The following is a 26,124-nucleotide window of genomic DNA, read 5'->3' as shown; positions in this document are numbered from 1 at the left end:
TTATTCACTCTCCAGATCCTGATTAGGGCTTTCTTCTTCAAGTTGTAATTCAAAAAGCTGGATATATTCATCAATAACCTGGTCAATGGCTTTCAGCTCTCCACTAATCATTTGGTGAATATTCCTGAACTCCTCCTGACCAAGCTGTCTGGCCAATGTGGCTCTTCGGTTCTGCATTTGTTCCAAAAAGACAAGTATTCTTCCACGTCGAAACGTTTGTGCCCCGTTACCCCGTTTTCCGTGATGTTCGCCATGTCCTCTTCCGCGTCTGGAACGTTCACCTTGTTTTTCTTGTTTTTCTTGTTTCTCTTGTTTCTCTTCTTCCCCGCGACCGCGTCTGGCTCGCTGTCCATGGCGATCAGGTTGCTCGTTCTCATTTATATGTCTTTCTCTCATTTGAGAAGCACCTCCAATTTCGTATACATCTGTATACATTTCGTTTATGTATACGATTGTATACACAACAAACTGTTCTGTCAACCCGTATTTTTCCATTTTTTCAGGTCAATTCATATTCAGTTCATCGCCCTAGAGTACACTAACTCAGGTACCACCACAGAGATTCCCAATTCACAGATAAGACAGGAGAAGATGAGATTGACACTGAAAAAACGAACTTCATTCGCGGCGGTAACCCTGATGTTAACCATGTTAGCCCCAATGTCTGCTCTCGCCGCACCGGCAACCAGTACCAGTAGTAACCTTACGTATGATATGACCCAAAAAGTGGTGATGGAAAAGAGCAAGCTCCTTACCGAAACATATGGTACAACCAGTGTGCAGTATGCACTCATGGATGAGGGAAAGATCGTGATCTCCGGACAAGTAGGCCAAAATGACCCGGAGGATCGTATCCCCCTTTCTTCTAATACAATGTATGGCATCGGTTCAACCAGTAAAGTGGTGCTTACCGCCGCTGTGATGAAGCTGGTTGATGAAGGCAAGATCGATCTGGATGTGCCGGTTGTGAACTATATCCCGGAATTCAAAATGAAGGACAATCGTTACACAAAAATTACACCTCATATGCTGCTGAATCATTCATCCGGGATTCTTGGAACCTCAAGCGGTAGTGCCATTCTGTATGGGGACAATGATACCTATGCACATGATACATTTTTGGATCAATTGGCCGAGCAAAATTTGAAGGCAGATCCAGGAGCCTACTCGGTGTATAGTAACGATAGCTTCACATTAGCTGAAATTCTGGTCGAAAGAGTTAGTGACATGAGCTTTACTGCATTTATACACAAATATATTACAGAGCCCTTGGGCATGAGTCACACCAAAACACCGCTGGATCTGGTTGACCCTAATCAAATGGCAGTAACTTATTCCCAGCCGGAAAAGAAACAACTTCCACTAGAGAACACGAACATGATTGGCTCTGGAGGCATTTACTCTACTGCAGAAGACCTGGTTAAATTTTCGCAAATCTTTACAGGAGAGATCAAAGGCATTCTTTCTAGTGAGTCGGCAAAAGCGATGACGCAGGAAGAATACAAAAGAGGCGTGTGGCCAGAGGACAGCGATTCATCTATTTCGTACGGGTTAGGCTGGGATAGTGTAAACCTGTTCCCATTTAGCGAATACGGGATCAAGGCACTTACCAAAGGCGGGAATACGATTGCCTATCATTCGTCATTAATTGTACTTCCGGAATACAACATGGCTGCAGCCGTTACCTCCTCAGGTGGGTCGAGCACCACCGACCAATTGATCGCGAGTGAACTGTTGCTTAGCGCACTTGAGGAAAAAAAGATTATTAAAGCGCGGAAGCCGGATAAATCATTTGGCGCACCTGTAAAAGCAACCATGCCGAAAGAACTAACGCAGTATGCAGGCATTTATGGGGCTGTTGGCAGCTCGTTATTGAAGTTGGAAGTGAATGATGAAGGGCAATTAACAACGTCTCTGCTATTATCGCCGAACAGTACGGAACAAAAGTATACGTATACCGCAGATGGCTCTTTCGTGAACGAGCAAGGTACAGAAAAGTTGAAATTCGCCCAAGAGGATAACGGGAATACCTACCTGTGGTCTCGCTCGTATCAGTCGGTGCCAGGGCTTGGACAAATCGCCTCCTCGGAATACAAGGCAGAAAAGCTCGAAACCAATACATTACCCGAAGATGTAACAGCCGCTTGGCAGAAGCGCGAAGGCAACATTTATTATCTGCCGAATGAAAAATACACCTCGACGGTATATGACAGTGCAACGCCGATCATCCCTATTCATATGTTCAATGAGGCACCAGGGTATGTGTATACCAATAAAATTATGGATCCAAACCTGGCCGTGAACCAACTGCAAATTCCAGGCTTGGCGGGCAGGGATACGATGGAATATAAGTTCTTCGAGAAAAACGGCGTGGAATACGTCTCAGCAGGAGGAAAGGTCTACGTCAGTCAAGAACTTGTAAGACCGCTCTATTCGGGGAAACAATCGAAGACAACGATCCAAACGAATGGTTATGCGACATGGTACTCGATACCGGCAGCCGCCACAGGTAAAGTGATGACAGTAAAAATGCCTTCGAAAGGTGCTTTCACTGTATATGATCAGACGGGTATCAGTACGAATCATACCGTGGTAAGTGGTGTAAATGAAGTTACATTACCTGTAAATGGTACGATTGTATTTGCTGGTGAAGCTGGTTCAAGGTTCGAAATTACGTTAACTAATCAATAATAATGAGTATGGAAAATACGCCCCTTCCCCGGTGTTCTACTGGGGAACGGGCGTTTCGTTCTTTCTGAAATCAATTCTGAAAGGTACTACGTTGATTCTAAGTTTATTTCACTTCATTCATAAACTTCCTGAAGTTTTCGACTATTTCTTTGGATCGGGTATGGTGTAAATAATGCCCGCCTTCGAATGTCATCACTTTACCATGTACAGAATTTCCAACTTGCTCTTCATGCAAAGGTATCCATCCTTCCGTTTCCGTATCATTCGCTTGTAAGAAGAAAATCACAGGCAGATCTTTGGGGAAGGTCAAGTTCTCAGTTACTTTGAAGTTAGGAGCAAAGTTTTCGCCTTCACTCAGATTGTTCGGATTAAACGTATTTTTGAGTGAAAGGATTCGAATTTGCTCTCTGGTTTCATCATCAACATCGGGTGCAATCAGTTGATCAGGGGCCAATTTCATTAACAGTCGGTAGAATCCTGATTTTTTAAGCAGTTTGTACGTTCCGGTTGGGAATGGATCATCGTTACCTCCCTGCGTTGGGACACTGCTCTCGATGCCGACAAAGGAAGTTACTTCGTTTGCATATTTGTTCACATAATCCAGTCCGTATATCCCTGAAATGGAGTGAGCCATGAGCGTGTAACGTTGAATACCAAGTTGCTGTAACGCTTCATGAATTTCACTAACCATATTTTCCGTAGTACGCTCTTTTTCAGTAATGTCACTTAATCCATAACCGAAAGGTTCAATGACAACGACTTTGTAAAATGGAGATAGCTCATCGATTAACGGTTTAAAATCGAGGGCTGGGGCAGGTGTTCCGTACCCCGGAAGCAATACCACGGTTTCTTCACCTTTTCCTTGGATCAACACATTCATGTTTTTCCCGTCAACCGATACGGACTGACCATAGGGTTTGATTTTCCCTGCCTCCGACTTGTTGCTAAATACATTTACAAAATAAACAGTGGCAATAAATAATGCAAAAGCGATAACTATGGCTCCGAATATTTTGAGCAAAATGATTAATATTTTTTTCATCATGATGGTATTCTCCTGTTGATTCGTTTGTTGTACCGCCGCTTGAATCTCTATTCATTTATATTAATTTACTTTTTTAATGAAATTTCAAATTGGGAGCCAGCCTCACCTGCAAATACAATACGGCCGTTTTCGGGTAAAACAACAACATTCTTACCGCTAACCACGCTGTGATTAATACAAATTCCGTTCTGATCATAGATAGCAAAGGCTCCTTTTGCAGGTAACTTCACTGTCATGACTTTTCCTTTCGCAGTAGCGGGTACCGAAAACCATTTGGCATATCCATCTGCTTGAATGGTTGTTGCGGATTGTTTACCGGAATAGATTGGTTTCACCAATCCCTCACTGGCGAATACATAACCTGAAAATGTAAGATACTCTCCTCCGTTCTTTTTGGAGAAATGAATGTCCATCGGTTCTCGTCCGGCACTACCCGGAATCTGCAATTGATTGGCTGCTTCGCCTCCTCCAATAATCTTATTATTGGACATATACCCTGGATTCTCTTTATTCAATTGAATAGGCAGGATCGATGTAGCATTAAGATAGAGCATTGATGTGTATTTCGCATTCACCAGATAATATTTTTTACCATCACGCTTTGCCCATGCAGCGTTAATCTCCTTGGGTAATGTATTGGCTTTGAGCTTTTCCGCATTATATTCTGAGAGAGCCACCTGTCCGAGTCCTGGAACGGAGATATAAGATCGAGACCACAGGTAGGTATTCCCATTTTTCTCCACAACGAATTTCAACTTTTCTGTACCATCATCACTCACAAAAGTACCATCTGATGTATAGGTGTATTCTTGAACCGGATTACTTGGAGCCGTGAGAGAGGAGAGCGTCATTTGTCCTGCCTTATTTATTTTGATCTTCGTAACTGAATTATTGCCACCATAATTCCCTGCAAACTTGGAGATTTCTTTAGGCATATCAGCCTTCACAGGTACACCAAATGATTTTTCCGGTTTCCGTTCTTTAATAATGCCCTTTTCTTCAAGTGCGCTAAGTAATAACTCACTCGCAATGAATTGATTGGTTATGCTTGCTCCGCCTGAAGAGATCACGGCTGCAGCCATGTTGTATTCCGGAAGTACGACGAGTGAAGAATGATAAGATAACGTATCTCCACCTTTCGTAACAGCCTTGATGCCGTAGTCACTGAATGGGAACAAGTCCACACTATCCCACCCTAATCCGTAAGACATAGAAGAATCACTATCCTCTGGCCACATGCCTCTTCTGTATTCTTTTTGCTCCATGGCTTCTACCGACTTGTTGGAAAGAATCCCTTTGACCTCTCCTGTGAATATTTGCGAAAATTTCACCAGATCCTTAGCGGTGGAATATAAGCCTCCTGAAGCTATGATATTATAATTCTCGCGTGGAAGCTGCCCCTTATACACAGGAGAGTAGATTCCCGCCATTTCTTCCGTATTAACTATATCCTGTGGTGTTTTGGTATGATTCATTTTCAGAGGCTCTGTAAAATTTTTGTGTATAAATGCCGTAAAGCTCATACCAGTGACTCTCTCAACCAGAATTTCAGCTAATGTAAATCCATCGTTAGAGTACACCGAATACGCACCTGGCTCTGCCATCAGATTCTGGGTCGCCAATTGATCCAAAAAGGTATCATGTGCATAGGTATCATTGTCCCCATACAGTATAGCACTACCGACAGAGGTTCCGAAAAGCCCGGCCGAATGATTCAGCAACATACGGGGTGTAATCTGTTTGTATCGTTTATCTTTCATTGTAAAATCAGGCATATAGTTCACAACAGGCACATCCAAATCGATCTTGCCTTCATCAACCAGCTTCATTACAGCGGCTGTAAGCATCATTTTACTGGTTGAACCAATGCCATAGATTGTGTTCGAAGTAAGAGGTACCTTGTCGTTTAGATCGTTCTTGCCCGTTTGACCGGACAGCGTAATCTCTCCACCATCAATGAGCGCATATTGCAGACTCGTCGTACCGTACGTTTCAGTCAGCAACTTAGCTTTTTCGATTACGGTTTTCTTTGTTGTCTCATACGTAAGGTTAATGCTGTTACTCGTGGCAGTCGGTGCGGCCATTGCAGATAGCGGGGCTAACATGGTTAACACTAACGTTAAAGCTGCAATTGAAGTTCGTTTTTTGACTGTTCTCCTGACCACGTTCTTCATTTTCTCTTGTTGTATCATCTGCATCTTCTCCTGTCATTATCTCTGTATTAGAGTATCTTGCTTTGGTGCTAAAAAAAGCTTAACCCATACAAATGTACTCTTCGTGACGTCTATATGAACCGAGTATGAACAGGCGAACTAATTTGAGTACATGATGATTTACGATCCTTAATTCTTCCTTTTTTTCGCCATAAAAATATCCCCTCCAAGTGTCACTTGAACCCTCCTGAATTTATGAGGGTTTTTAAGTGTCTACTTAAAGGGGACGAAGACTTCGTCTATTTCAATGAAATTTCAAATTTGGAGCCAACCTCACCTGCAAATACGATGCGGCCGTTCTCTGGTAAAACAACTTCATTCTTACCACTGACCACGGTGTGATTAATACAAATCCCCTTTTGATCATATACGGCAAAGGCACCATTTGAAGGCAGTTTAACGGTCATAACTTTTCCTTTCACAGTTGCTGGTACCGAAAACCATTTGGCATATCCATCTGCTTGAATCGTTGTTACAGATTGTTTTCCCGAATAGAGTGGTTGAACAAGTTCCTCACTGGCGTATATGCTACCTACAGCTGTGATGTACTCCACTCCGTTCTTTTCGGCGAAATAAATCTCCTTGGTATCACGTCCAGCCATGCCAGGGATCTGAAGCTCAGTGACTGCTTCGTTTGCTCCAATAATCTTGTTATTGGACACATACCCCGGAGTCTCCTTACTCGTATGAATCGGGAGAATTGGTGACGAATGTAGATAAACTGTTGATGTATATTTCTCATTCACCAGGTAATATTTTTTACCTTCACGCTGCTCCCATGAGGCCGTAATATCCTGGGATAATTCATTGGCTTCCAGCTTCTCCATTTTATATTCGGAGAAAGCCAATTGTCCAAGTCCTGGCAAGGATATATAAGATCGATACCACAGATAAGTCCTTCCATTCTTCTCCTTAACGAATTTCAACTTTTCCGTGCCTTCATCGTTAACAAAAGTACCATCCGCTGTATAGGTGTATTTTTGAGCCGGATGACTTGGAGCTGTGGGTGTGGATACAGTCATTTGTCCAGCAGTATTCATTTCGATCTTCTTAACCGAATTATTGCCGCCATATATACCTGCATTCGTGGCTATTTCTTTAGGTACATCTGCCTTCACTGGTACACCAAACGATTTTTCTGGCTTCCGTTCTGTAATAATCCCCTTTTCTTCAAGTGCGCTGAGTAATAATTCACTCGCAATGAACTGATCTTTGGCACTTGTCCCACCTGATGAGGTAACGGCTGCAGCCAGATTATATTCCGGCAGTACGATTAAAGATGAGTGATACGATATGGTATCTCCACCTTTCGTAACAGCCTTGATGCCGTATTCACTGAATGGGTACAAATTTACACTATCCCACCCTAACCCGTAAGATATAGACGTATCGCTATCCTCCGGCCACATGCCTCTTTTGTATTCTTCTTGCGCCATGGCCTCTACCGACTTACTGGAAAGAATGCCCTCGACCTCTCCCGTGAAAATTTGTGAAAATTTCACAAGATCTTCAGCAGTGGAATAAATGCCTCCAGTAGCGATGATATTATAATTCTCTTGAGGAAGCTGGCCTTCAACCAAAGGAGAATAGATTCCCGCCATTGCTGCCGGATCAACCACATCCTGTGGTGTTTTGGTGTGATTCATGTCCAGAGGCTCTGTAATATATTTGTGAATAAATGCAGTAAAGCCCATGCCACTAACTCTTTCGACTAGAATCTCCGCTAATGTAAAACCATCGTTACAATATACGGAGTACTCTCCTGGATCGGCTTTCAGGTTTTGATTCGCCAATTGATCTAGAAACGTATCATGTGAATACGTATCATTATCTCCATACAATGTGGCATTGCTTCCAGTGCTGCCCAACAGACCGGAAGAATGATTCAACAGCATGCGCGGTGTGATTTGTGTGTAGCGATGATCTTTCATCTTAAAATCAGGTAAATAGTTCACAACAGGCAGATCCAAATCCATCTTTCCCTCGTCAACTAGTTTCATCACAGCGGCTGTAAGCACCATTTTGCTAGTTGATCCTATGCCATAGATTGTATTTGAAGTAAGAGGCACCTTGTCCCTTAGATCGTTTTTGCCTGTTTGAGCGGACACCACAATCTCTCCACCATCAATAAGGGCATATTGCACACTGGTCGTACCGTACGTCTCGGTAAGGATCTTCGCTTTCTCCGCTACAATTTTCTTGGTTGCTTCATACGTCAGATTGCTGTTGTTACTCGTAGCTGGTGCGGCCAGTACTGACATTGGAGATAACATCATTAACGCCAGAGTTAAGGCGGTGATTGACATTCGTTTTCCCTTTTGTCGTCCCATTCACATCATCTCCTGATTTAAATGTTTAGGTTGATTAGAGTTCTTTTGGATCTATAAATTTCACCTCTGGATACTTGTCGCTCGGCCCCTCAATCAGAGTTCCGCCCGTTCCTTTCAATTGCTTATTAAAGAAATCGAGTACATATTGATTTACGATGTTTGCTCCTCTTTTACCATTGATGTCTCCTGTGATCCCGGACAGTTTAACCAGCTCCGAATAGAATTGAAGATCCGTGAAATTGAAGTGCTGGGTTCCTTCTATATAAATCACATTTCCCCCATGTTCAATAACATTTTTCATAATGTGCAGCTCATCTGAAAGAAATTTATTTACTTCGTCATCCGAATTTCTATCATTTTCAAAATTGACTAACCAGTCTTTAAAACTTCCCGATCTGATGAACATAAACGGCTTGTTTATATCATCTCTATTTTCTACTTCATTCAGTGACCCGTCCATATTAACCCCGGCCTTGATTCGAGGATCCAAATACGTTGCATTAAACGCCGTTGCACCCCCAAAAGAATGCCCCATCGCACCGATGTTATTTAAATCCATTTTCCCTTTGAATTGACTTTCAATTGCACCTGAATTCAGCTTTTCGATTTGATTGATTACAAATTCCACGTCTTTTGTCCATATATCCCCAATTTCTCTGCGGTCATCTATGGTTGTCATCTTTGTTGTATAGCCCGTTACACGGCCATCCGGAAAAAGGGTCGCAAAGGTGCTGTACGTATGATCGATTGTCGCTACGATAAACCCATGACTGGCCAGATTCTCCGCCTGTGATGCTTGTAGAACTCTACTGGTTCCCATACCATGAGATAGCAGTACCACGGGATAAGGACTTGTGGAAGGTAATATTTCTACATTTTCATAAGAGTTGGTTTGACTATACTTCAAGTAGTCGAGCAAAAATTCGGGCAGTTTTAAAGAAGCAGAGAAGCTCTTAATATACGTTTTGAACATTTCTTTATCATTTGGAAACAGCGTGTCACGCTTGTTGTTATTCATGTTCTCCGTAGGATACCAGACTTGAACCATTAGTTCCCTCTTGTCGCTCTGATCTTCAGTTAAGACTTCGTCTCTGTTCTGGTCCGTAAAATGAAAGGTTTGAGTACCCACTTTCTCTGGACCATCCGGCTTCGGCAAATTAAATACAGGTAGGTATACAGACAAGGCAGTAGATATCACAAGTAGAATGACGATTAAGGAAGATAAACTATATTTCAAGAACTTCCCTATTTTTAGATTCACCATTTTTTCGGAATGCCTGAGTAAAACTATGATTATGAATAGAGCCGTCATGATATATACCAAAAGCAGCTGCCATCTGTATCCCTCAACAAACAATTGAACTAATAATATAACGCTGCTTCCTATACCCAAACCCAAGCCTGTTTTCTTAGAACTTCTTTTAATAAATAGTAGGTCTATGAGTAACGCGAAACAGGATAGAACTAAAAGTATTTCAAATAATCTCATGTTGAATTCCTCTCTCTTTCATCACGGACATCATCCGAATTGGATTTACTATGGAAAAACCGCCCCGCAGGACGGTTTTCATATTCGTTCATACACACCTGGTAAGTCAAAGAGTGTACGTTTACACCATATTTATTTCGCTTCGTTCATAAAAGCTCTAACATCTTCAGCAATTTTTTTGAATTGAGTATGGTGTAAATAATGTGAACCATCCATTGTGATTACTTTCCCATGTACCGAATCTTTGATCTGCCCTTCATGCAGCGGTATCCATCCTTCTACACCTTCATTATTCGCTTGTACAAAGAGAAGAAGTGGAAGGTCTTTAGGGAAGGTTAAACCTTGAGCACCTTTAAAATTGGAATAAATATGATCCATCTCGTTTAATGACGTGGGATTATACATATTTTTATTCGAGATCATTCTCATTTGCTCAACGGTCTGATCATCAAATGCCAGTCCCTCATAGGGGTCTGCACTCACTTTCATCATTAATCTTAAGAGACCTGTATTTCTGAGAAGAGCAAACGTTTTTAATGGGAACTTCGCATCTGTAATACTTGGTTGGGTGGAAACACTACTGTCAATACCGACGAAGGCAGTTACCTCATCCGGATATTTGTTCACATAATCAATGCCGTAAATACCTGCAATAGAGTGACCCATGAGCATGTACTGATGAATATCAAGTTGCTGCAGAGCTTCATGAACTTCACTTACGATATTTTCTGTGGTTCTTTCTTTTTCTGTTCCATCACTTAATCCGTAACCGAAAGGCTCAACTGCAACAACTTTGTAATATGGAGATAATTCATCAATAAGCAGCTTGAAATCAAGCGCTGGTGTTGCTGTTCCAAAACCAGGCAGAAGCACAATCGTTTCCTTGCCTTCACCTTGGATCAACACATTCATATTTTTCCCGTCTACAGATACGTGCTGACCATAGGGCTCTATCTTTTTCGCCTCTGAATTACTACTAATCACATTTGTGATATAAACAATACCTAGAAATAAAATAATGGCAATTAAGATTGCTCCTAGTACTTTAAGTATAATATTTCGTACTTTCCTGGCCCTCGATCCATTCTTCGCTTTCTTTTCCTCTGGTTGTGTCACTCTCATCTTCTCCTGTCTTGAACTGTTTGTTGGGTTCTCTTCTCTGCTGCTAATTAAATCTTAACCCGTGAAAATGTACTCCCCGTGACGTAAATATGAACTGAATATGAACAAGCAAATAAATTAATATTTACCGGGACGTCATAAATCCCCTGAATTTTTCCGCAATTTCTTTGGCATGGGAACGATACAGATAATGATTCGCTTCCAGCAGCACCACTTCACTATGCACAGTGTTCTCTATTAGCTTCTCATGCTCGGGAATCCAATTCTCCGCTGCCGGATGATTCTTTTGAATAAAGAAAAGAACAGGGAGATTTACAGGGAACGTTAGCTGTTCAGCTGCTTTAAAGTTGGAATACATGCTCTCTGCCTCATTTAATTGAGTGGTATTATACATATTTTTTCGGATCAGAATGTTCAATTGTTCTTTGGTCTGCTCATCATATGGTAGTCCATCATAAGGGTCAGCACTCAGTTTCAATTGTACTCGCGCAAATCCTAAGTTACGGAACCATTTAATCGGTTGTGTATCTGACGAATCAATCTTCTGTTCACTTATCGCTGGAACACTGCTATCCAATCCCACGAATGCACTTACTTCGTTTGAATATTTGTTCACATAATCCAGACTATAGATCCCCGATATGGAATGACCCATCAGGATATAGCGATCAATATGGAGACTCTGTAACGCGTCATGAATTTCACTTACGATATTTGCCGTACTGCGTTCCTTTTCGGTCTGATCACTTAATCCGTAACCAAAAGGCTCAATAACAACGACTTTATAATATGGGGATAGCTCTGAGATAAGCGGCTTAAAATCAAGTGCGGGTGACGCTGTTCCAAACCCTGGTAAAAGGACGATCGTTTCTTCTCCTTTTCCTTGAATGCTGACATTCATCTGTTTTCCATCTACAGACACGCGCTGTCCATACGTTTCCATTCTTTTTTGCTCCGAATGACTGCTGATTTTGTTAACGCTATACACGGTGGCCACGAAAAGTAGGATGACTATAACGATTGCACCTAATACTTTAAGCAAAATGTTCAACACTTTTCTCGTTCTGGTTCCACCCCACGGTTGCTTCTCTGTTTCTTGTGTCACACTCATCTGCTCCTGTCCTCATCTGTTTACTGGCCGTAACAAGACGTTAATCCAAGCCTAACCAACTCAGATGTCCTCATCATGACGTCAATATGAACTGAATATGAACAAACCAAAAAAACCACGTTTCACATGCGCGGCAGCTTGCATGTGAAACGTGGCCTGAAAATATGGTTTAAACAATGAGATGAATATTCTACACTTCCACATTATCCTGTAAGTAAGCCTAACTATTCCGTTGGTGGAGTGATGGGCAACGTAACAATAAAGGTCGTTCCCTGACCAGGTTCACTTTCTACTCGGATGTCCCCTTGATGAAGCGATACAATCTGTTTAACAATGGCAAGTCCCATACCACTGCCGTCATACTTGCGACTGTGAGATCGATCCGACTTGAAAAATCGTTCGAATATGCGCTTCTGGTCTTCAAGAGGGATACCGATACCTGTGTCGGAGATTCGAATAATCACGTTCTTGATATCCTGCTTGGTGCTGACGTGAATTACGCCCCCATCCTTGGAAAATTTGATACCGTTGCTAAGAATATTCGTCCATACCTGGTTCAACTGGTCGTGATCAGCCAAGACTTTAACGGCTTGGAGATCCAGCTCAAAGTGAATGTTGCGAGCAGACCATTGCGGCTGTAGAGTAACAATGACCCGTCTGATCTGTTCATCCAGGCTGAGTGTGCTAAGTCGCGGTTGCTGTGACTGTGATTCAAGCAAACTCAGCTTGAGCAGATTATCACTCATTTTGGACATCCGCTTCGCCTCGGCGATGATAATCTCAAGATATCGGCTTCGTTCTAGCTCTGAGAGATTTACTTGTTTCAGTGCTTGAGCATAACCGGAGATTGAAGTCAGCGGAGATTGAACCTCGTGCGACACATTCGTTACGAATTCCCTGCGCATCTGCTCCAACTGCTGCAAATCATGCATCATTTCTTCGAAACTGCGCGCCAGTGTGCCCAGTTCTCCAGTTTGCTTGATATTCAGCTTGACGTTGAAATCTCCAGCAGCGATCCGCTTCGTTGCTTTTGTCAGTTTTTTGATCGGTCTAACCAAAAATATGGAAGCAATCAGAATGATAATACTTCCTACAATCAATGAACAGGTTGCAAAGATCGAAGCCCATTGGACGACAAACAAGGAGGAAGGTGGAGCGAGCGTCTCAAAAAACATGGCTTTCGCTCCCTTTTCCGTTTTCACCGGCAAACCTAAAAGAACTGTGGCAATACCGTTCGGATTGTCCTGGACCACGCCCCCATCTAACACTTTCTTTAGTTGCTCCTTCGTCACCGGGGCCGATTTATGTCCGTTAAGCTTTCCATAAGACTGGAACTGACCGGTTGCATCGTAAATTCGAATATGATACGAATTCAGTAGCTTCATTTCACTGACAAACGATTCAGCTTCACTTAATGGAAGGGTCTTGTAAATCTGCACGACATCCTGGCCGAAGTTACGTATGTTAATTTGAGCATTTTCATTCAATTGATCTTCGAATATCATCGTGGACATAAAAAAAGAAATGACCGTGCCGGCGATAACGGAGACCAGAAATGTCAGGACCACACGAATATATAACGATCTAATCATTCGTAAACCTCAAGCCGGTATCCCAGACCTCGGACCGTTTCGATCCGAAAATCGGATGTCGTCGCGAACCGTTCACGCAGGCGTTTAATATGTACGTCTATTGTTCGATCATCACCAGCGTAATCAATGCCCCAGATTTGATCGATCAATTGCTCACGTGTATAGACTTGTCCTGGTGTTCCAGCAAGCTTATAGAGCAATTCGAACTCCTTCAGCGGCAGCGTAAGTGACTCTGTTCCTCTCGTCACCTTGTAGGTTTGTCGATCCAGAATGACGTTGCCGAAATGGATCGTCTGCGTGGAGCCGATTTTGTATCGTTTCAGTAATGCTCGGACACGAGCCGTGAGCTCCAACGGATCAAACGGTTTCGTTAAATAATCATCGGTTCCCAGTTCGAAGCCCTTCACCTTCTCCCAGGTCTCGCCTCTCGCAGTCAGCATGAGCAACGGAAGATCAGGATTGGCTCTTCGCAGCTCTTTGCATAACGTCCAGCCATCCATGACAGGCATCATGATATCAAGCACAACAAGATCAACATGGGTTGAGCCGTATACAGTCAGTGCCTCTTTGCCATCCGCGGCTTCAGCCGTTTCAAATCCGTCATTTCTCAAAAATAAACAGACGAGTTCACGAATATTCGGATCATCGTCAGCAACCAGTATTGTAGGCATGTGTTTCCTCTTTTCCTGTTTCCATGTCATGTAGTCGTAACCATTATACTATTATTGATTTTTATAAAAAGCAAAAAGCAAGTAATCTAATCACGCCATCCTCTCAAAGTTTTCTGCATCCCTGCCTTGTTATGAAGAAACTGTTTCACACGAGAGCCGTTGGCACCAGATGGATGAGGGAATCCCCATAAAATTTTCCCTTCAACTAACCTATGTTCATCTAGCAATTGATGTAGTACAGCCTCCACCGACTTTCCTAATGGAATAATAAGAGGATGATTTAACTGTTCCAATTCAGGTAGAAATGACTCAAGTACGGCTTGATACAAAAAGGCATTTTGAGGAATGGAAGGCTGATGTCCATTGTAATTTTGCTTATTTACCAGGACTGGATACCGAATCAGAGAAGTTGTTTGTAACAACGTACAATCAGCTTCAAATAACCTTTGCACATGGGGCACTCTTACATATTCATGCAAGCCTATTTCCTGGAGCATTTGAATCAAATTGCTGCGCATGGAGCCCGCCATTCTTGCCGCTATTTTGGCTTCTTTACAGGCTTGCTCATATGAGTTGTGTGCTTTCAAAGCCTGGATCGCCGTTCTATAAGCAATTTCCATCTGCTTCCAACCTGGTGTGATGCCAACAAGCATGACTTTTGCGGCAGGATTGATATATTCATTATGCGGGGAGTAGAACATCTCTACCGCTCCCGAAGAGCTTAATTTCAGATCATTAATCAGCAGCTGTGCTTTGGAGTATTTAGGTTGTATCGGGAATGAATTCATCACGTCAATCAAACGCTGTTGGTGAGTGGAAGATATCAGCAGAATACTCACTCCTTACGGACTTATGTAATGGCTACCCTGCAGCTTATCACTTATATACCTTATTTTGTACAATATCAGCAGAATGAATTGAAATAAAAAGGGGAATTGACGGACACGTCCATCGATTACCCTTTTTATGATTATGAATGGACCGGTAGTTGTACAGTAAATGTCGCACCTTCCCCCGGTTCACTGAACACAGAGACAGTGCCCTCATGCATCTCCACAATTTTATGCACGATGGAAAGTCCCAGCCCACTGCCGCCCAAGGCACGTGTACGGGATTGATCCGCTTTGTAAAACCGTTCGAATATGCGAAGCTGATCCTGCTTGGTAATGCCGGGTCCGCTGTCAGTAATACGCACACTGACCTTGCCTTCACCTTGCGTAAGGAAAACATCAATTTTACCGCCTTCTGGCGTGAACTTGATTGCATTATGAATCAGGTTGATCCACAACTGAATCATCAAGTCCTCATCAGCAAATATTTCAACTTCCTCCAGCTCTACGTTCATATCAATTTTTTTGTCATCCCATTGGGGTTCACAGGCCAGAACCAGAGTCACCAGCTGCCGATCCAAGCGGTAAGATGATTTGTGAGATGCATGCTCGGATGAATCCAGAACGGCGAGCTTCATTAAATTATCACTGAGTCTGGACAAACGAACACATTCCGTCTCAATGATCGTCAGATACTTTTCCCGTTTCTCCTGGTCCATATCTTTATTTTTCAGCGCTCTGGCGAAGCCACTGATTGACGTGAGCGGTGATCCGATCTCATGTGATACATTCGAGATGAATTCCTGACGCAGATCTTCCATCACTTTGAGATTTGCCGCCATGTCATTGATGCTTTCAACTAACTGCACATACGGGTGGGGATTTCTCTGTCTCCCGTTTCTATTAGCAAATTCAGGATCCAGATTCACACGAAAATCCCCCCGGGAAATGCTTCTCAAAGCCTGAATCATCTCATTAAAAAATTCATACTGCCTGCCTTTAACCAGCGGACCGATAATGGTAATGCATATTCCAAAGAAAATGAACCCAAGCATGGCATTGATCAGAAAAGCAAGCAATTCATGTGGTACCCATGGGATAAAGGAATACACATATCTCGTAAGGTAGAAAGCTGCTGTCCAGCAAGCAAACAGAGCCAGAGATACCAGAATGACGTTTCTGGCAATATGAAGAAATCCAGCCTCCTGCTTCATTGTCGTACCTCCAGGCGATAGCCCAAACCTCGCATGGTACGAATGACGAAAGCATGCTCTTCCTCCGGAAACCGTTCACGAAGTCGCTTGATATGCACATCAATCGTTCTCTCGTCCCCTTCGTAATCATAACCCCAGATCTTTTCGATTAATTGATCACGGGTAAAGGTCTTGCCAGGATAACTCGCAAGGGTGAATAACAGTTCAAATTCCTTGCGTGGCAACACAATATCCTGATCAGCTTTCTTGCACTCAAACGTATCACCGCGCAGGACCAGTTCACCAAGAAGAATCACTTGTGAAGTCATAATCCGATAGCGTTTCAATAAAGCCTTCACTCGGGCAACCAGCACCAGCGGATCAAAAGGCTTCACCAGATAATCATCCGTCCCAAGGGTAAAACCTTTGATGATCTGCGAGGTTTCTCCTTTGGCCGTCAACATCAATAGCGGTAGATCCGTCTGCTGCCGCAACTGGCGGCACAATTCCCATCCGTCCATGCCTGGCATCATAATATCAAGAACGACAAGGTCTACCTTATGGTAAGCGAGTAATCGCAGTGCATCCAAACCGTCAACAGCCTCGATTACATTCAAACCTTCCTGCTGTAAAAAATGTCCTACCAGCTCTCGGATATGCGGGTCGTCATCAACGACCAATATGCTTGTCAATGTGACCACCTCCATTTTTTCAACCTTGCCTTATACTCCACATTCTGTCAAGAAGAAGACCTTATACCATGAAGGCATAACGTCTCTTTCCTGACATACTAGACTTTTTAGCAAAATTTGATGATTTCCAATTACGTTCTGCGCATATATGCCCGTACTGTTAATGGTGCAAAAATGGCTACAATAACCGCCGCTCCAGCTAGGCTAGTCACCAAATCTGTGCCCATTGACCCTTGATTCGCCAAATCCCGTACAGCTGAGACCAAATGGGATATCGGATTGACATTAACAATCCACTGAAGCCAATTTGGCATCGTATCTACCGGAACAAAAGCGTTCGAAGCAAAAGTGAGCGGAAACAATACGAGCATGGAAATCCCTTGTACACTGGACGCTGTACGTGCAATAACACCGAGAAAAGCAAAAATCCAACTGATCGCCCAAGCGCACACAATAACCAGCAATCCTGCCATGGCGACATGACCCAATCCCCCTGCAGGGCTATATCCTAATAAATATCCAATCGTAAAGGTAAGGAATGTTGCAATGGTATAGCGTATCGTGTCTGCCAGCAATGCTCCGGCCAGTGGTGCAATACGTGCTATAGGTAATGATTTGAATCGATCGAATACCCCTTTATCCATGTCCTCACGCAATTGCACACCCGTAACAACTGAGCTTGTAATTACCGTCTGCACAAGTATACCCGGAATAATGACCAACAAATAAGCTTGAATGTTTCCTGAGACCGCACCGCCAAAAATGTACGTAAACATCAATGTGAAAATGATCGGCTGTAGCGTCACATCGAATAATTGCTCTGGTGTTCGTCTAACCTTCAAGATCCCGCGATAAGCCATTGTTAAGGAATTTCGGACGGTTTGTCCAAAGCTTGTGTATTTTCTCAGCTTACGGCTTGGGTTTTGTTTCGCTATCGTACTGTTCATACTTGCAACTCCTCCACTGCTTTTGATTCTTGAGACGTATGAGACGTATTGCCACTCGCATCTTGGCCCGTAATGGTAAGAAATACTTCATCAAGTGTAGGTTTCTGGACACTCATCTCTGCCAGATCAATGCCTGCCGAACGGAAGGCAATCAGCAGATCTGCTGCAATATTTGCATTTGCCATCGGCGCAGTAATCTTCCCTGCTTCCGCTGATACACTGGATTCTGTTCGAAGGATCTGCTCCACAATCTGACGGGCGTGTTCAATCCGTGTCGGTTCCTGAATACGCAGTTGAAGTGATGCAGTGCCAACGGAGGCTTTCAAATCATCTACCGTGCCTTCGGCCACAACATGACCCTGATCGATTACGGCAACACGATCAGCCAGTTGATCCGCTTCATCGAGATATTGTGTGGTCAGAAGCACCGTTGAACCGGTCTTGACCAACTGGCGAATCGTATTCCACATCTGTGCACGTGTCCGTGGGTCAAGTCCAGTCGTCGGTTCGTCCAGAAAGATCAGCGGCGGCTGAGCAATAAGACTTGCTGCCAGATCCAGACGGCGGCGCATACCTCCCGAGAACCCTTTGATCGGACGTTTCGCCGCCTCCGTCAAGCCGAATTCTTCGAGCAGCTCGGCTGTTTTGCGCTTCGCTTCTGCTCGGCCAAGACCCAGGAGCCGTGAAAATATCATCAAATTTTCGTTGGCACTAAGTGACTCGTCAACCGATGCATATTGTCCTGTAAGTCCAATCAGCTGGCGCACAATATGAGACTCCTTCACCACATCATGCCCAAATATTTTGGCTGATCCTCCATCGGACCGAAGCAGCGTACCCAGCATCCGAATGGTTGTTGTTTTCCCTGCTCCATTCGGGCCCAGTACGCCGTAGATCGTACCTGCCTTCACGTTCAAATTCACACCATCGACTGCACGTTTATCTCCAAAGATTTTAACAAGCCCCTCTGCTTCAATGGCCCAATCTCCAAGTTCATTACCTGTTGCTCTTTGCTGTGTATTGTTCAATTGTGGTTCCTCCCATATCGTTTATAGGGGAAGAATATCGTACTTTTATGAACTGAATATGAATGGAATCAGAAAGTTTTCAATTTCAAAACGCAAAACCCCGCCAAGGTCCAAATGGACACCGGCAGGGTTCAGATCGGATTTATCATTCTCTAATTTGCAGGTTTGATATCAAAGAAGTCCAATTCTCCATATCCTTCACCTTTGGAGAAACGAATTTTGTTCACACCAGCCTTTAGCTGAACTCTTGCTGTAGACAGCCCCCAATTCTCCCATCCCTTGTTCGTAATGTAGAATGGGCTGGCTGTACCTTCATTCACACTCAGCAGCAGATTGGACCAATTTCCACCTGCTGTGCCATTCGCCGTCCTTGCCAGAAGAATATATTGCCCTGCAACTGCTGCGTTGACGTTAAATTCTACATAGCTGTCCGCAGTATCAATATGACCAGCTTTCATGCCGCCTGAACCAGAAGGACTCTGGGACGCATAAGCAATCCCCCCAAAGGTTCCCTCTTCTCCTTCATATCGAACGATTGACTTTTCTCCCGAAGGTAGAGCAATGGGTGCGTTGGGATTCACCGGTGTACCCAAGTTCGGGGTATTGTCAGCATTCCAGGCGAACTTCTGTAGGAGTATCTCACGATTCCATCCGGAATTATTGGATTTCGCTGTATGATATATGATCCAGTCCTCAGTTCCGTCAGGCGATTTCGTAAAAGAATGATGACCTGGACCATACAAGCCGTTGCCCGATTGAAAGATAGGCTGACTGCGCTTGTTCCAGGATGCCGGATTCAGCAAATTGCTTGAGGCGTTGGCGGTAATAAGCCCCAGACAATAGTCGTTGGTCCAACTACCACTTGCTGAGTAGACTAGACTGATAACTCCGTTTCGAACGATTACCTGCGGTCCCTCATTTACATTCGGGGAATGATTGGTTTCCCAGGCGTAGGTTGGTCGTGCAATTTCCACGCGATTTGAATCGATCGTCCAGGGATTGCTCATATGGGCAATGTACAGATTCTGCCTTACATTCGCATCTGCTTCCCAACCCGACCAGATGAAGTAGAGCTGTCCATTCACCTGTAATACCGTCCCGTCGATGGCCCACTTGTTGGTGGAGTCCGTAATCTGTCCTTTGTATTGCCAGGTTCCCTGTGTAGGATCAGCTGACGTATTTTCCATAACATACATGCGGTGATTGACGTTGTCGCCATCATCCTTGGCATAATAGATGTACCATGCACCGTTGATGTAATGAAGCTCAGGGGCCCAGATGCCGCAGCAGCCGGTATTCACCACTGTGGTTGGGCGGCATCAATGGTCGTTAATTGAGCTGACTTCCAGATGGTAACGTTGCCACCTGTTGTTTTGGTGAAATAATAGAATCCATCTGTGTGCTTGTAAACCCATGGATCTGCTCCATCTTGCATCACGACATTGTAGAAGTTATTTTGCACGGTGGCTGCATGCGTCGTCTGTCCCATTGGGAAAATAAGAAATGCACATAAGGCCAGCAACCATTTGTTCCTGTAATTGATTAGTTTCATCTACAGTCACGCTCCTTAACGGATGATGGATCATGCACGCAACTAACCTACAACGTTCAATCTTCGATGGCAGCCTTGCGGGAATTAATGCGACGAATCGTTTCCGGGTCGAATTTCGGACGACGGTCATAGGTGTACAGTCCATTCACTTCCTGTTCCACATCGTATAGCTGGGTATAACAAAATCCGAACATGTTCGGATGGTCCAGCAGGACGTTGGTTAAGCCCTCATAACGTGCAATGAAAGCTTCTTCGGATTGCGGTCTGTCCCCGTAGCCCCAAGCTTTCTCATCTTGCTGATCGGGGTTCCACCAGATACCGCCATACTCGCTAATAAAATAAGGCTGGCCCTCATACGTCTGCCGCTCCGGAAACGTATTGAACACTTCCCCGCCGCTTTTCATCGGTTCATATCTTTCCCGGAACGTTTCCGGGTTCTGATCATAGTCATGCAAATCGAAGATATCCGTCACCACATGAAAATTACCGCTCGTATCAATGACAGGACGTGTCGGGTCCATACGTTTAGTCATCTCATAGACAATGCGGAGCACGTCGTTATCCTGCCGCGTTCCATCGCGATCCCACGTTTCGTTGAACGGACACCAGCCGATAAGCGATGGATGATTGAAGTCACGTTCCATACCTTCCATCCATTCCGGCAGGAACCGGGCAAGGCTTTCGGTCGTTGTAATATCCTGTCCCCAGTTAGCATGTTCTCCCCATACCAGGTAACCAAGCTGGTCAGCCCAATACAGGAAACGTGGCTCGAACATCTTTTCGTGCAATCTCGCTCCATTAAAGCCAAGCCCCATGGAGATCTCGATGTCCTTGCGCAGATCCTCGTCGCTGGGTGCCGTGTAGATGCCATCCGGGTAAAAGCCCTGATCCAGCACAAGCCGCTGAAAAACGGACTTCTCATTGATGCGAAATGCCATGCCATCCAGCCTTACCGTCCGCAGTCCGAAATACGAGCCTACTGTATCAATGGTCTGATCCTGCCCATGCAGATTTAACTCCAAATCATACAATCTGGCATTGCCCGGCTCCCATAAATGGATTTCGGATAATGGGACAGTAAGCTTCACAACAGGTCCATGAACAACCGCTGTTGCCGATCCAACATCCTTGCCGTCAAAGCGGGCAGTTGCAGCCAGCTTCCCTCCAGCAGCGTTACCGCATATTTTCACTTCCAGGTGCACACATGCATTATCAGGATCAGCGGCGACTTTCATGTCGGAGAGATACACCTCTGGCACCTGCTCCAGCCACACCGTTTGCCAGATGCCGGTCGTCCGCGTGTAATCGCAGCCATGTGAGTGGAATCGTTCGCTCTGCTTGCCTCGCGGCTGAAGTCCTGAACGCACATCGTCTTCCGCATAAACGGTGACTACATTCGTCCCCGACGAAACATACGGTGTGATATCGAAATGGAATGACGAATAACCTCCCCGATGCTTGCCAACAGCTTTTCCGTTGACCCAGATCTCGGCTTCGTAATCCACAGCGCCAAAATGGAGCAAAATGCGTCCATTCATCCAGGCATCCGGGATGGAGAACTCACGTTTATACCATACTGCTGCCATAAAATCGGTATAGGCCACCCCGGACAGTTTACTCTCTGGACAGAATGGAACAGTGATTGTTCCAGAGAGGTGATGTTCGGACTGTTCATAACCTCGTTCTTTTCCACTTTTGCCATGATCCATTTCGAACTGCCAAGTTCCGTTCAGATTGATCCAATCGTTACGTACCCACTGAGGGCGAGGGTATTCCGGGCGTGGTGTCAATGTCATCTTGTCTTTATTCATACGTAAATCACTCCTATTAACCTTTGATTGAACCGATATATGATTTTCTGGATTTGAATCAAATTATAATTACACAATAATTAGATGTCAACGTTTTCAATTTATTTTCTTGTAATAAAATATGTCTTGTATTCTTATTTACATCTCCTTCAAACAACATGATAAAGTTATTTATTAACTGGATCAAACCATTAAAATGCTGTTACAATGCGGTAAAATCCAGTTTAAAGCCAAAATAATTATTACTTTCTTCGTCTATTGAAAACATTCGTTTTTATCATAACATTTATCTATTTCGTTTTTAATTACAAAATATTTGTAACTATAGGCATACCCATCCCTTATTCTTGAGTCTTATGTCTTACTCTCCCGATGGAATTGGGAGCGCATGATCATCGCTGAAAGGCACACCAAAATCAGGTGTTCCATCCCTGTTCCATTCAAATTTTTGTATGCGTGTTGCCCGTAAGCCGGTATCAGCACCCGGTGCCGGAAGAGCATGAAATACGATCCAGTCCTCCAGACCATCCGGTGATGTAGTAAAGCTGTTGTGCCCTGTCGCATATACACCATTCTCCGCACTCTTCCGAAAAACGGGCTGTGGTGACTTGATCCATGATGAGGTCAGCATCGGATCATCTTCTTCATTCATGGTCAACATGCCAAGTGCATAATCTTCCGACCAGGTTGTGCTGGCCGAGAAAATCAGAAAAACTCGTCCATTGCGAAGCAGCGTAACCGGGCCTTCATTAATCGCCATCCCGCCTTGCTTTTCCCACGAAAAGGTCGGAGCTGTTAACAGCACATGGTCACCTGTCAGAGTGTAAGGATTAGACATCCGCATTATATAGATCGCTGACCCATAGTCCGGAAAATGACCGTAGCCTGCGTACAGAAAATAGAGTTGACCACCCAGCTTCAGCACGGTACCATCCAGACCAGGGACAGGAGTGTCCAGAGCCCCCTTCCATATCCACTCGCCATCCATGGGATTTGAGCTTTCATTCTCCAGCACGCAAATCCGCCGTGAATCGTCCCCTCCCCCATCATTGGCGGTATAGTAGATGTACCATTTCCCATTCAAAAAATGGATTTCCGGCGCCCATAAATGATGGCTGTAACGCCCGCCAGGCTCCGGTGACCAAATGATTTTTCGCATCCCTTCGTCAATCTGAGATAGTCGGGTGGATTGTATAAGCTCCAGGTAATTAGAACGTGTCCGCATAAAATAATAATAACCATCGACATGCCTGTAGACCCATGGGTCTGCGGATTGCAGTGCCACCGGGTTACGAAATGTACTGGTTTTCATCTTTTTCCTCTCCCTTCCTGTCGCGCTATTTTCTATTATCTGGCAGGATTTGTTTGCAGACAACAGTGTTATTTCATCATAAGCATGTGAACGGGACTTGGATATACCTTCACCCTGCTCCAGATGAAACAAGTTTGGTTTAAACCGCTCGATACTCACGATAAATGAAGTACCGTTATTTGGCATATCTCGGATGCTTATCACCCGCATTCATCGTATACCTTACCTGCATAATAATGTTCTGTTCATGATCTCCGAACTCATGCCCAAACAGATTCATGCCTCCCTGATGTCTGGCATCCGGATGGATTCCAATGCGTAATCTTAACTTGGGTTTATCCTCCAGATCAAGATCTGACAGGGACACATCCGAGATTTTCTCCTGATCCAGCATGGTCTTGTTGCTGTCCACACGCCATTTTTTGAGAATGCCATATTGTGTGGAACCATCAGACCACCAAGCCGGATTCAGTTTACCACGGCGGTCGCCCAAATCTCCGGGACTAGTCCACATCCCAATCTCAGTGCCATTCACCCAAACGGAAATATCCGAGGGCCAATCATTGTTATAGGTCGCTACTTCAGAGCAGATTTCCATGGATAATTCCAAAGCTTCAATCGTTGCACCTTGCGGAATATCCATAGGAAGCAAATATTCCAGATAACCTTTTGCCAGCCAGATGATCTGAGCGTCAATATGCTTGGGATGATAGAAGCTCGCCGGATCGTCTTCCTTGAGAATCATTTCCTCCGTACTCGCCATGCCACATGTTGGCTCAACTTCACAGTCGCTGTAATGCCCTATCGGCATCTGTACTTCATAAACATTCGTCTCCCGTGCGGGAAAGGATCTTACCCGATCCAGGGCAATATGAATATCATCATAATTGCGGCTGCAAACCTTCATGGCCCCGCGAGAGGCCGGGAGCATTTCCGTATGTATTAAATTCGCTGCCTCCAGCACTTTAATATGGTTGGCTACCGTTGACACCGGCAGGTTAAGTGCTTCTGCAATTTCGATAATGTTTAATTTGTTGGCATTTAAAAGCTGGAGAATGTCAATCCGGGAACGAGTTGACAGGGCATGTGTTACAGTTACCAGTTTTTCCGGGTCGTTAAAGCTGAGTTCCAGCACGTATTTGCTCTCCTTTGGAAAATATTAATTAAAAATAATTCTACTGAATAAGAGGAATAAACACAATGTTGCCATGAGTAAATCATGCTTGCGAAAGAAAGCATTTGAGAACATTTTCCACGTAATCTTTTCTATAGTAAAGGCAATGAATAGAAGTAATCTGCATTTCTTGCATTTATTGCATTTCTTGCGAAAGGAAGGTTAAACGTGATAAGTGAAATCAACAGCTGGATTAGGCATATTGCTTCTAACTATATATTGATTATTGCGGCAGCTTTCATTTTCTTTGCGATTAAGGCTGTAATCGGATTCTATACCTACAAGCATTACAACAAACAATTGGACCATCTTCACCATAAAGTCGATCTGCTCATTCAGGAGCAGCAGCTTCTCGCTCAGCAGTTTTCCGTTCCTAACGAAAACAGAGAAATAACGCCAAAAGAAGACCACCTCGAGTCTTCATCGCAAACTCCTCTAATGTGATCTTCTATCTTTTATCCACTTTTAACCACATGAGAAGCAAATGAAAGCATCATTTATACAGGATTACATTACAGGCAGGGATGAACATGTCTAAACTTAATACGTGGACCATATGGTTTACTATGGTATGCTTGAACACTAGGCTCATTCTTTGCACATCGGGGTTTCGTTCGGGAGGGATACAGTGAATTGGATACGTCCAGTGAATAGAGGGGAATCTGTCTTTAAAGTTAAAAATAATCGCATTATCTACTTTGCAAAATTATCTATTCCACTCAATGCCCTTATCGCAGCTGGAAAAATATTTTTGGGAATCTTCTCGCTCTCCTTCTTTTTATGCATTAACGCCTTTTATAATATCGGCATCGCTGTTGCCAAATATTACGCAGCAAAAGCACATGAGGACTCGAATCTTACTGATTCCAGCCCGGAGGATATTCTAAAGAAACAATACGCTGCATACCGATTTATAGGCAATATTGTACTCGCTTCAAGTGTGGTCTACATCATCTATTGCAGCAAGTTATTGTTCTTCACAGGCAGTAGGACGCATTACCCTCACTATGTCGCCTTCATCATCGCTGCCGTTACTTTTACTGAGATCGCCGTTTCTCTTGGGGGCGCCATTATGGCGAGACGGAATAATGAACCGGTCATCGAAGCCATCAAACTGACGAACTTCTCCTCATCATTAATCTCACTTTCTTTAACACAAACTGCAATTATGTCATTCTCATACAAAGGAGATCCTACCTTTTACAATGGACTATCAGGCATCTTTTTTGGTGCTCTCGCAGCACTCATCGGACTCTATATGATATTACGAACTCCGACAGTAGAATAGCCCTTTTATAATCTGTTGAAAAGACATCCGCGT

Annotated in this window: 20 protein-coding genes and 1 pseudogene; 3 read left to right on the top strand and 18 right to left on the bottom strand. The window is 44.0% G+C overall.

Annotated features, from left to right (window positions below; translation table 11 throughout):
• Positions 1-396, bottom strand: a complete 396-nt coding sequence (locus MKY42_RS14975; protein WP_339852146.1) for a hypothetical protein — start codon at positions 394-396, stop codon at positions 1-3.
• Positions 397-591: 195 nt separating this feature from the next.
• Between MKY42_RS14975 and MKY42_RS14970 the strand changes: the two genes are divergently transcribed.
• Positions 592-2,691, top strand: a complete 2,100-nt coding sequence (locus tag MKY42_RS14970; protein WP_339852144.1) for a serine hydrolase domain-containing protein — start codon at positions 592-594, stop codon at positions 2,689-2,691.
• A 103-nt stretch (positions 2,692-2,794) separates the two neighbouring features.
• On the opposite strand, the gene MKY42_RS14965 is transcribed toward MKY42_RS14970, so the two are convergent.
• From MKY42_RS14965 to MKY42_RS14885, 17 genes and pseudogenes are all read right to left on the bottom strand, one after another.
• Entirely contained in the window at positions 2,795-3,736 is a 942-nt protein-coding gene (locus MKY42_RS14965) for an alpha/beta hydrolase (RefSeq protein ID WP_339852141.1), read from the bottom strand.
• Positions 3,737-3,801: 65 nt separating this feature from the next.
• A complete protein-coding gene (locus MKY42_RS14960; RefSeq protein WP_339852138.1) occupies positions 3,802-5,928 on the bottom strand; it encodes a serine hydrolase domain-containing protein in 2,127 nt (708 codons plus the stop codon).
• A 260-nt stretch (positions 5,929-6,188) separates the two neighbouring features.
• Positions 6,189-8,279: a serine hydrolase domain-containing protein gene (locus MKY42_RS14955; protein WP_179264946.1), complete on the bottom strand. Its 2,091-nt coding sequence runs from the start codon at positions 8,277-8,279 to the stop codon at positions 6,189-6,191.
• 34 nt (positions 8,280-8,313) lie between these two features.
• Positions 8,314-9,768, bottom strand: a complete 1,455-nt coding sequence (locus MKY42_RS14950; protein ID WP_339852134.1) for a Platelet-activating factor acetylhydrolase plasma/intracellular isoform II — start codon at positions 9,766-9,768, stop codon at positions 8,314-8,316.
• A gap of 132 nt (positions 9,769-9,900) precedes the next feature.
• On the bottom strand, positions 9,901-10,884 hold the full coding sequence (locus MKY42_RS14945; protein ID WP_090897486.1) for an alpha/beta hydrolase: 984 nt from the start codon (positions 10,882-10,884) through the stop codon (positions 9,901-9,903).
• Between the two features lie 130 nt (positions 10,885-11,014).
• Positions 11,015-12,001, bottom strand: a complete 987-nt coding sequence (locus tag MKY42_RS14940) for an alpha/beta hydrolase (RefSeq protein WP_090897482.1) — start codon at positions 11,999-12,001, stop codon at positions 11,015-11,017.
• A 224-nt stretch (positions 12,002-12,225) separates the two neighbouring features.
• Positions 12,226-13,593, bottom strand: a complete 1,368-nt coding sequence (locus MKY42_RS14935) for a HAMP domain-containing sensor histidine kinase (RefSeq protein ID WP_090897479.1) — start codon at positions 13,591-13,593, stop codon at positions 12,226-12,228.
• The gene (locus MKY42_RS14930) at positions 13,590-14,264 is read right to left on the bottom strand and encodes a response regulator transcription factor (RefSeq protein ID WP_090897475.1); all 675 of its coding nucleotides are present in this window, start codon (positions 14,262-14,264) and stop codon (positions 13,590-13,592) included. The genes MKY42_RS14935 and MKY42_RS14930 overlap by 4 nt, the downstream gene beginning before the upstream one ends.
• Before the next feature lie 86 nt (positions 14,265-14,350).
• Positions 14,351-14,965 (bottom strand): hypothetical protein, encoded by a 615-nt coding sequence (locus tag MKY42_RS14925; RefSeq protein ID WP_339852128.1) that lies wholly within the window; start codon positions 14,963-14,965, stop codon positions 14,351-14,353.
• Between the two features lie 269 nt (positions 14,966-15,234).
• Complete coding sequence (locus MKY42_RS14920) at positions 15,235-16,308, bottom strand: HAMP domain-containing sensor histidine kinase (protein ID WP_339852126.1); 1,074 nt, start codon at positions 16,306-16,308, stop codon at positions 15,235-15,237.
• Positions 16,305-16,979 (bottom strand): response regulator transcription factor, encoded by a 675-nt coding sequence (locus MKY42_RS14915; RefSeq protein ID WP_339852124.1) that lies wholly within the window; start codon positions 16,977-16,979, stop codon positions 16,305-16,307. The genes MKY42_RS14920 and MKY42_RS14915 overlap by 4 nt, the downstream gene beginning before the upstream one ends.
• Before the next feature lie 131 nt (positions 16,980-17,110).
• Complete coding sequence (locus MKY42_RS14910; RefSeq protein ID WP_339852121.1) at positions 17,111-17,926, bottom strand: ABC transporter permease; 816 nt, start codon at positions 17,924-17,926, stop codon at positions 17,111-17,113.
• Positions 17,923-18,954, bottom strand: coding sequence for an ATP-binding cassette domain-containing protein (locus MKY42_RS14905; RefSeq protein WP_339852118.1), 1,032 nt, complete (start codon positions 18,952-18,954; stop codon positions 17,923-17,925). The genes MKY42_RS14910 and MKY42_RS14905 overlap by 4 nt, the downstream gene beginning before the upstream one ends.
• A 152-nt stretch (positions 18,955-19,106) precedes the next feature.
• Positions 19,107-20,506 (bottom strand): annotated as a pseudogene (locus tag MKY42_RS14900) (family 43 glycosylhydrolase).
• Positions 20,507-20,562: 56 nt separating this feature from the next.
• On the bottom strand, positions 20,563-22,317 hold the full coding sequence (locus tag MKY42_RS14895) for a sugar-binding domain-containing protein (protein ID WP_339852115.1): 1,755 nt from the start codon (positions 22,315-22,317) through the stop codon (positions 20,563-20,565).
• Between the two features lie 361 nt (positions 22,318-22,678).
• A complete protein-coding gene (locus MKY42_RS14890) occupies positions 22,679-23,629 on the bottom strand; it encodes a glycoside hydrolase family 43 protein (RefSeq protein WP_339852111.1) in 951 nt (316 codons plus the stop codon).
• A 175-nt stretch (positions 23,630-23,804) separates the two neighbouring features.
• A complete protein-coding gene (locus tag MKY42_RS14885) occupies positions 23,805-24,764 on the bottom strand; it encodes an ArsR family transcriptional regulator (RefSeq protein WP_339852108.1) in 960 nt (319 codons plus the stop codon).
• A gap of 207 nt (positions 24,765-24,971) precedes the next feature.
• Here MKY42_RS14885 and MKY42_RS14880 point away from each other — a divergent pair, with 207 nt between their 5' ends.
• Together MKY42_RS14880 and MKY42_RS14875 are read left to right on the top strand one after the other, a co-directional pair.
• Positions 24,972-25,247, top strand: coding sequence for a hypothetical protein (locus MKY42_RS14880; protein ID WP_339852105.1), 276 nt, complete (start codon positions 24,972-24,974; stop codon positions 25,245-25,247).
• A 184-nt stretch (positions 25,248-25,431) separates the two neighbouring features.
• Positions 25,432-26,091 carry a hypothetical protein gene (locus MKY42_RS14875; RefSeq protein ID WP_339852103.1) on the top strand — a complete coding sequence of 220 codons (660 nt, stop codon included), beginning with the start codon at positions 25,432-25,434 and terminating at the stop codon, positions 26,089-26,091.
• Positions 26,092-26,124: the final 33 nt, after the last annotated feature.

This window comes from Paenibacillus sp. FSL W7-1088 (assembly GCF_037969855.1).
Lineage (GTDB): Bacteria > Bacillota > Bacilli > Paenibacillales > Paenibacillaceae > Paenibacillus.
This window is presented reverse-complemented; position numbering and strand designations above follow the sequence as displayed.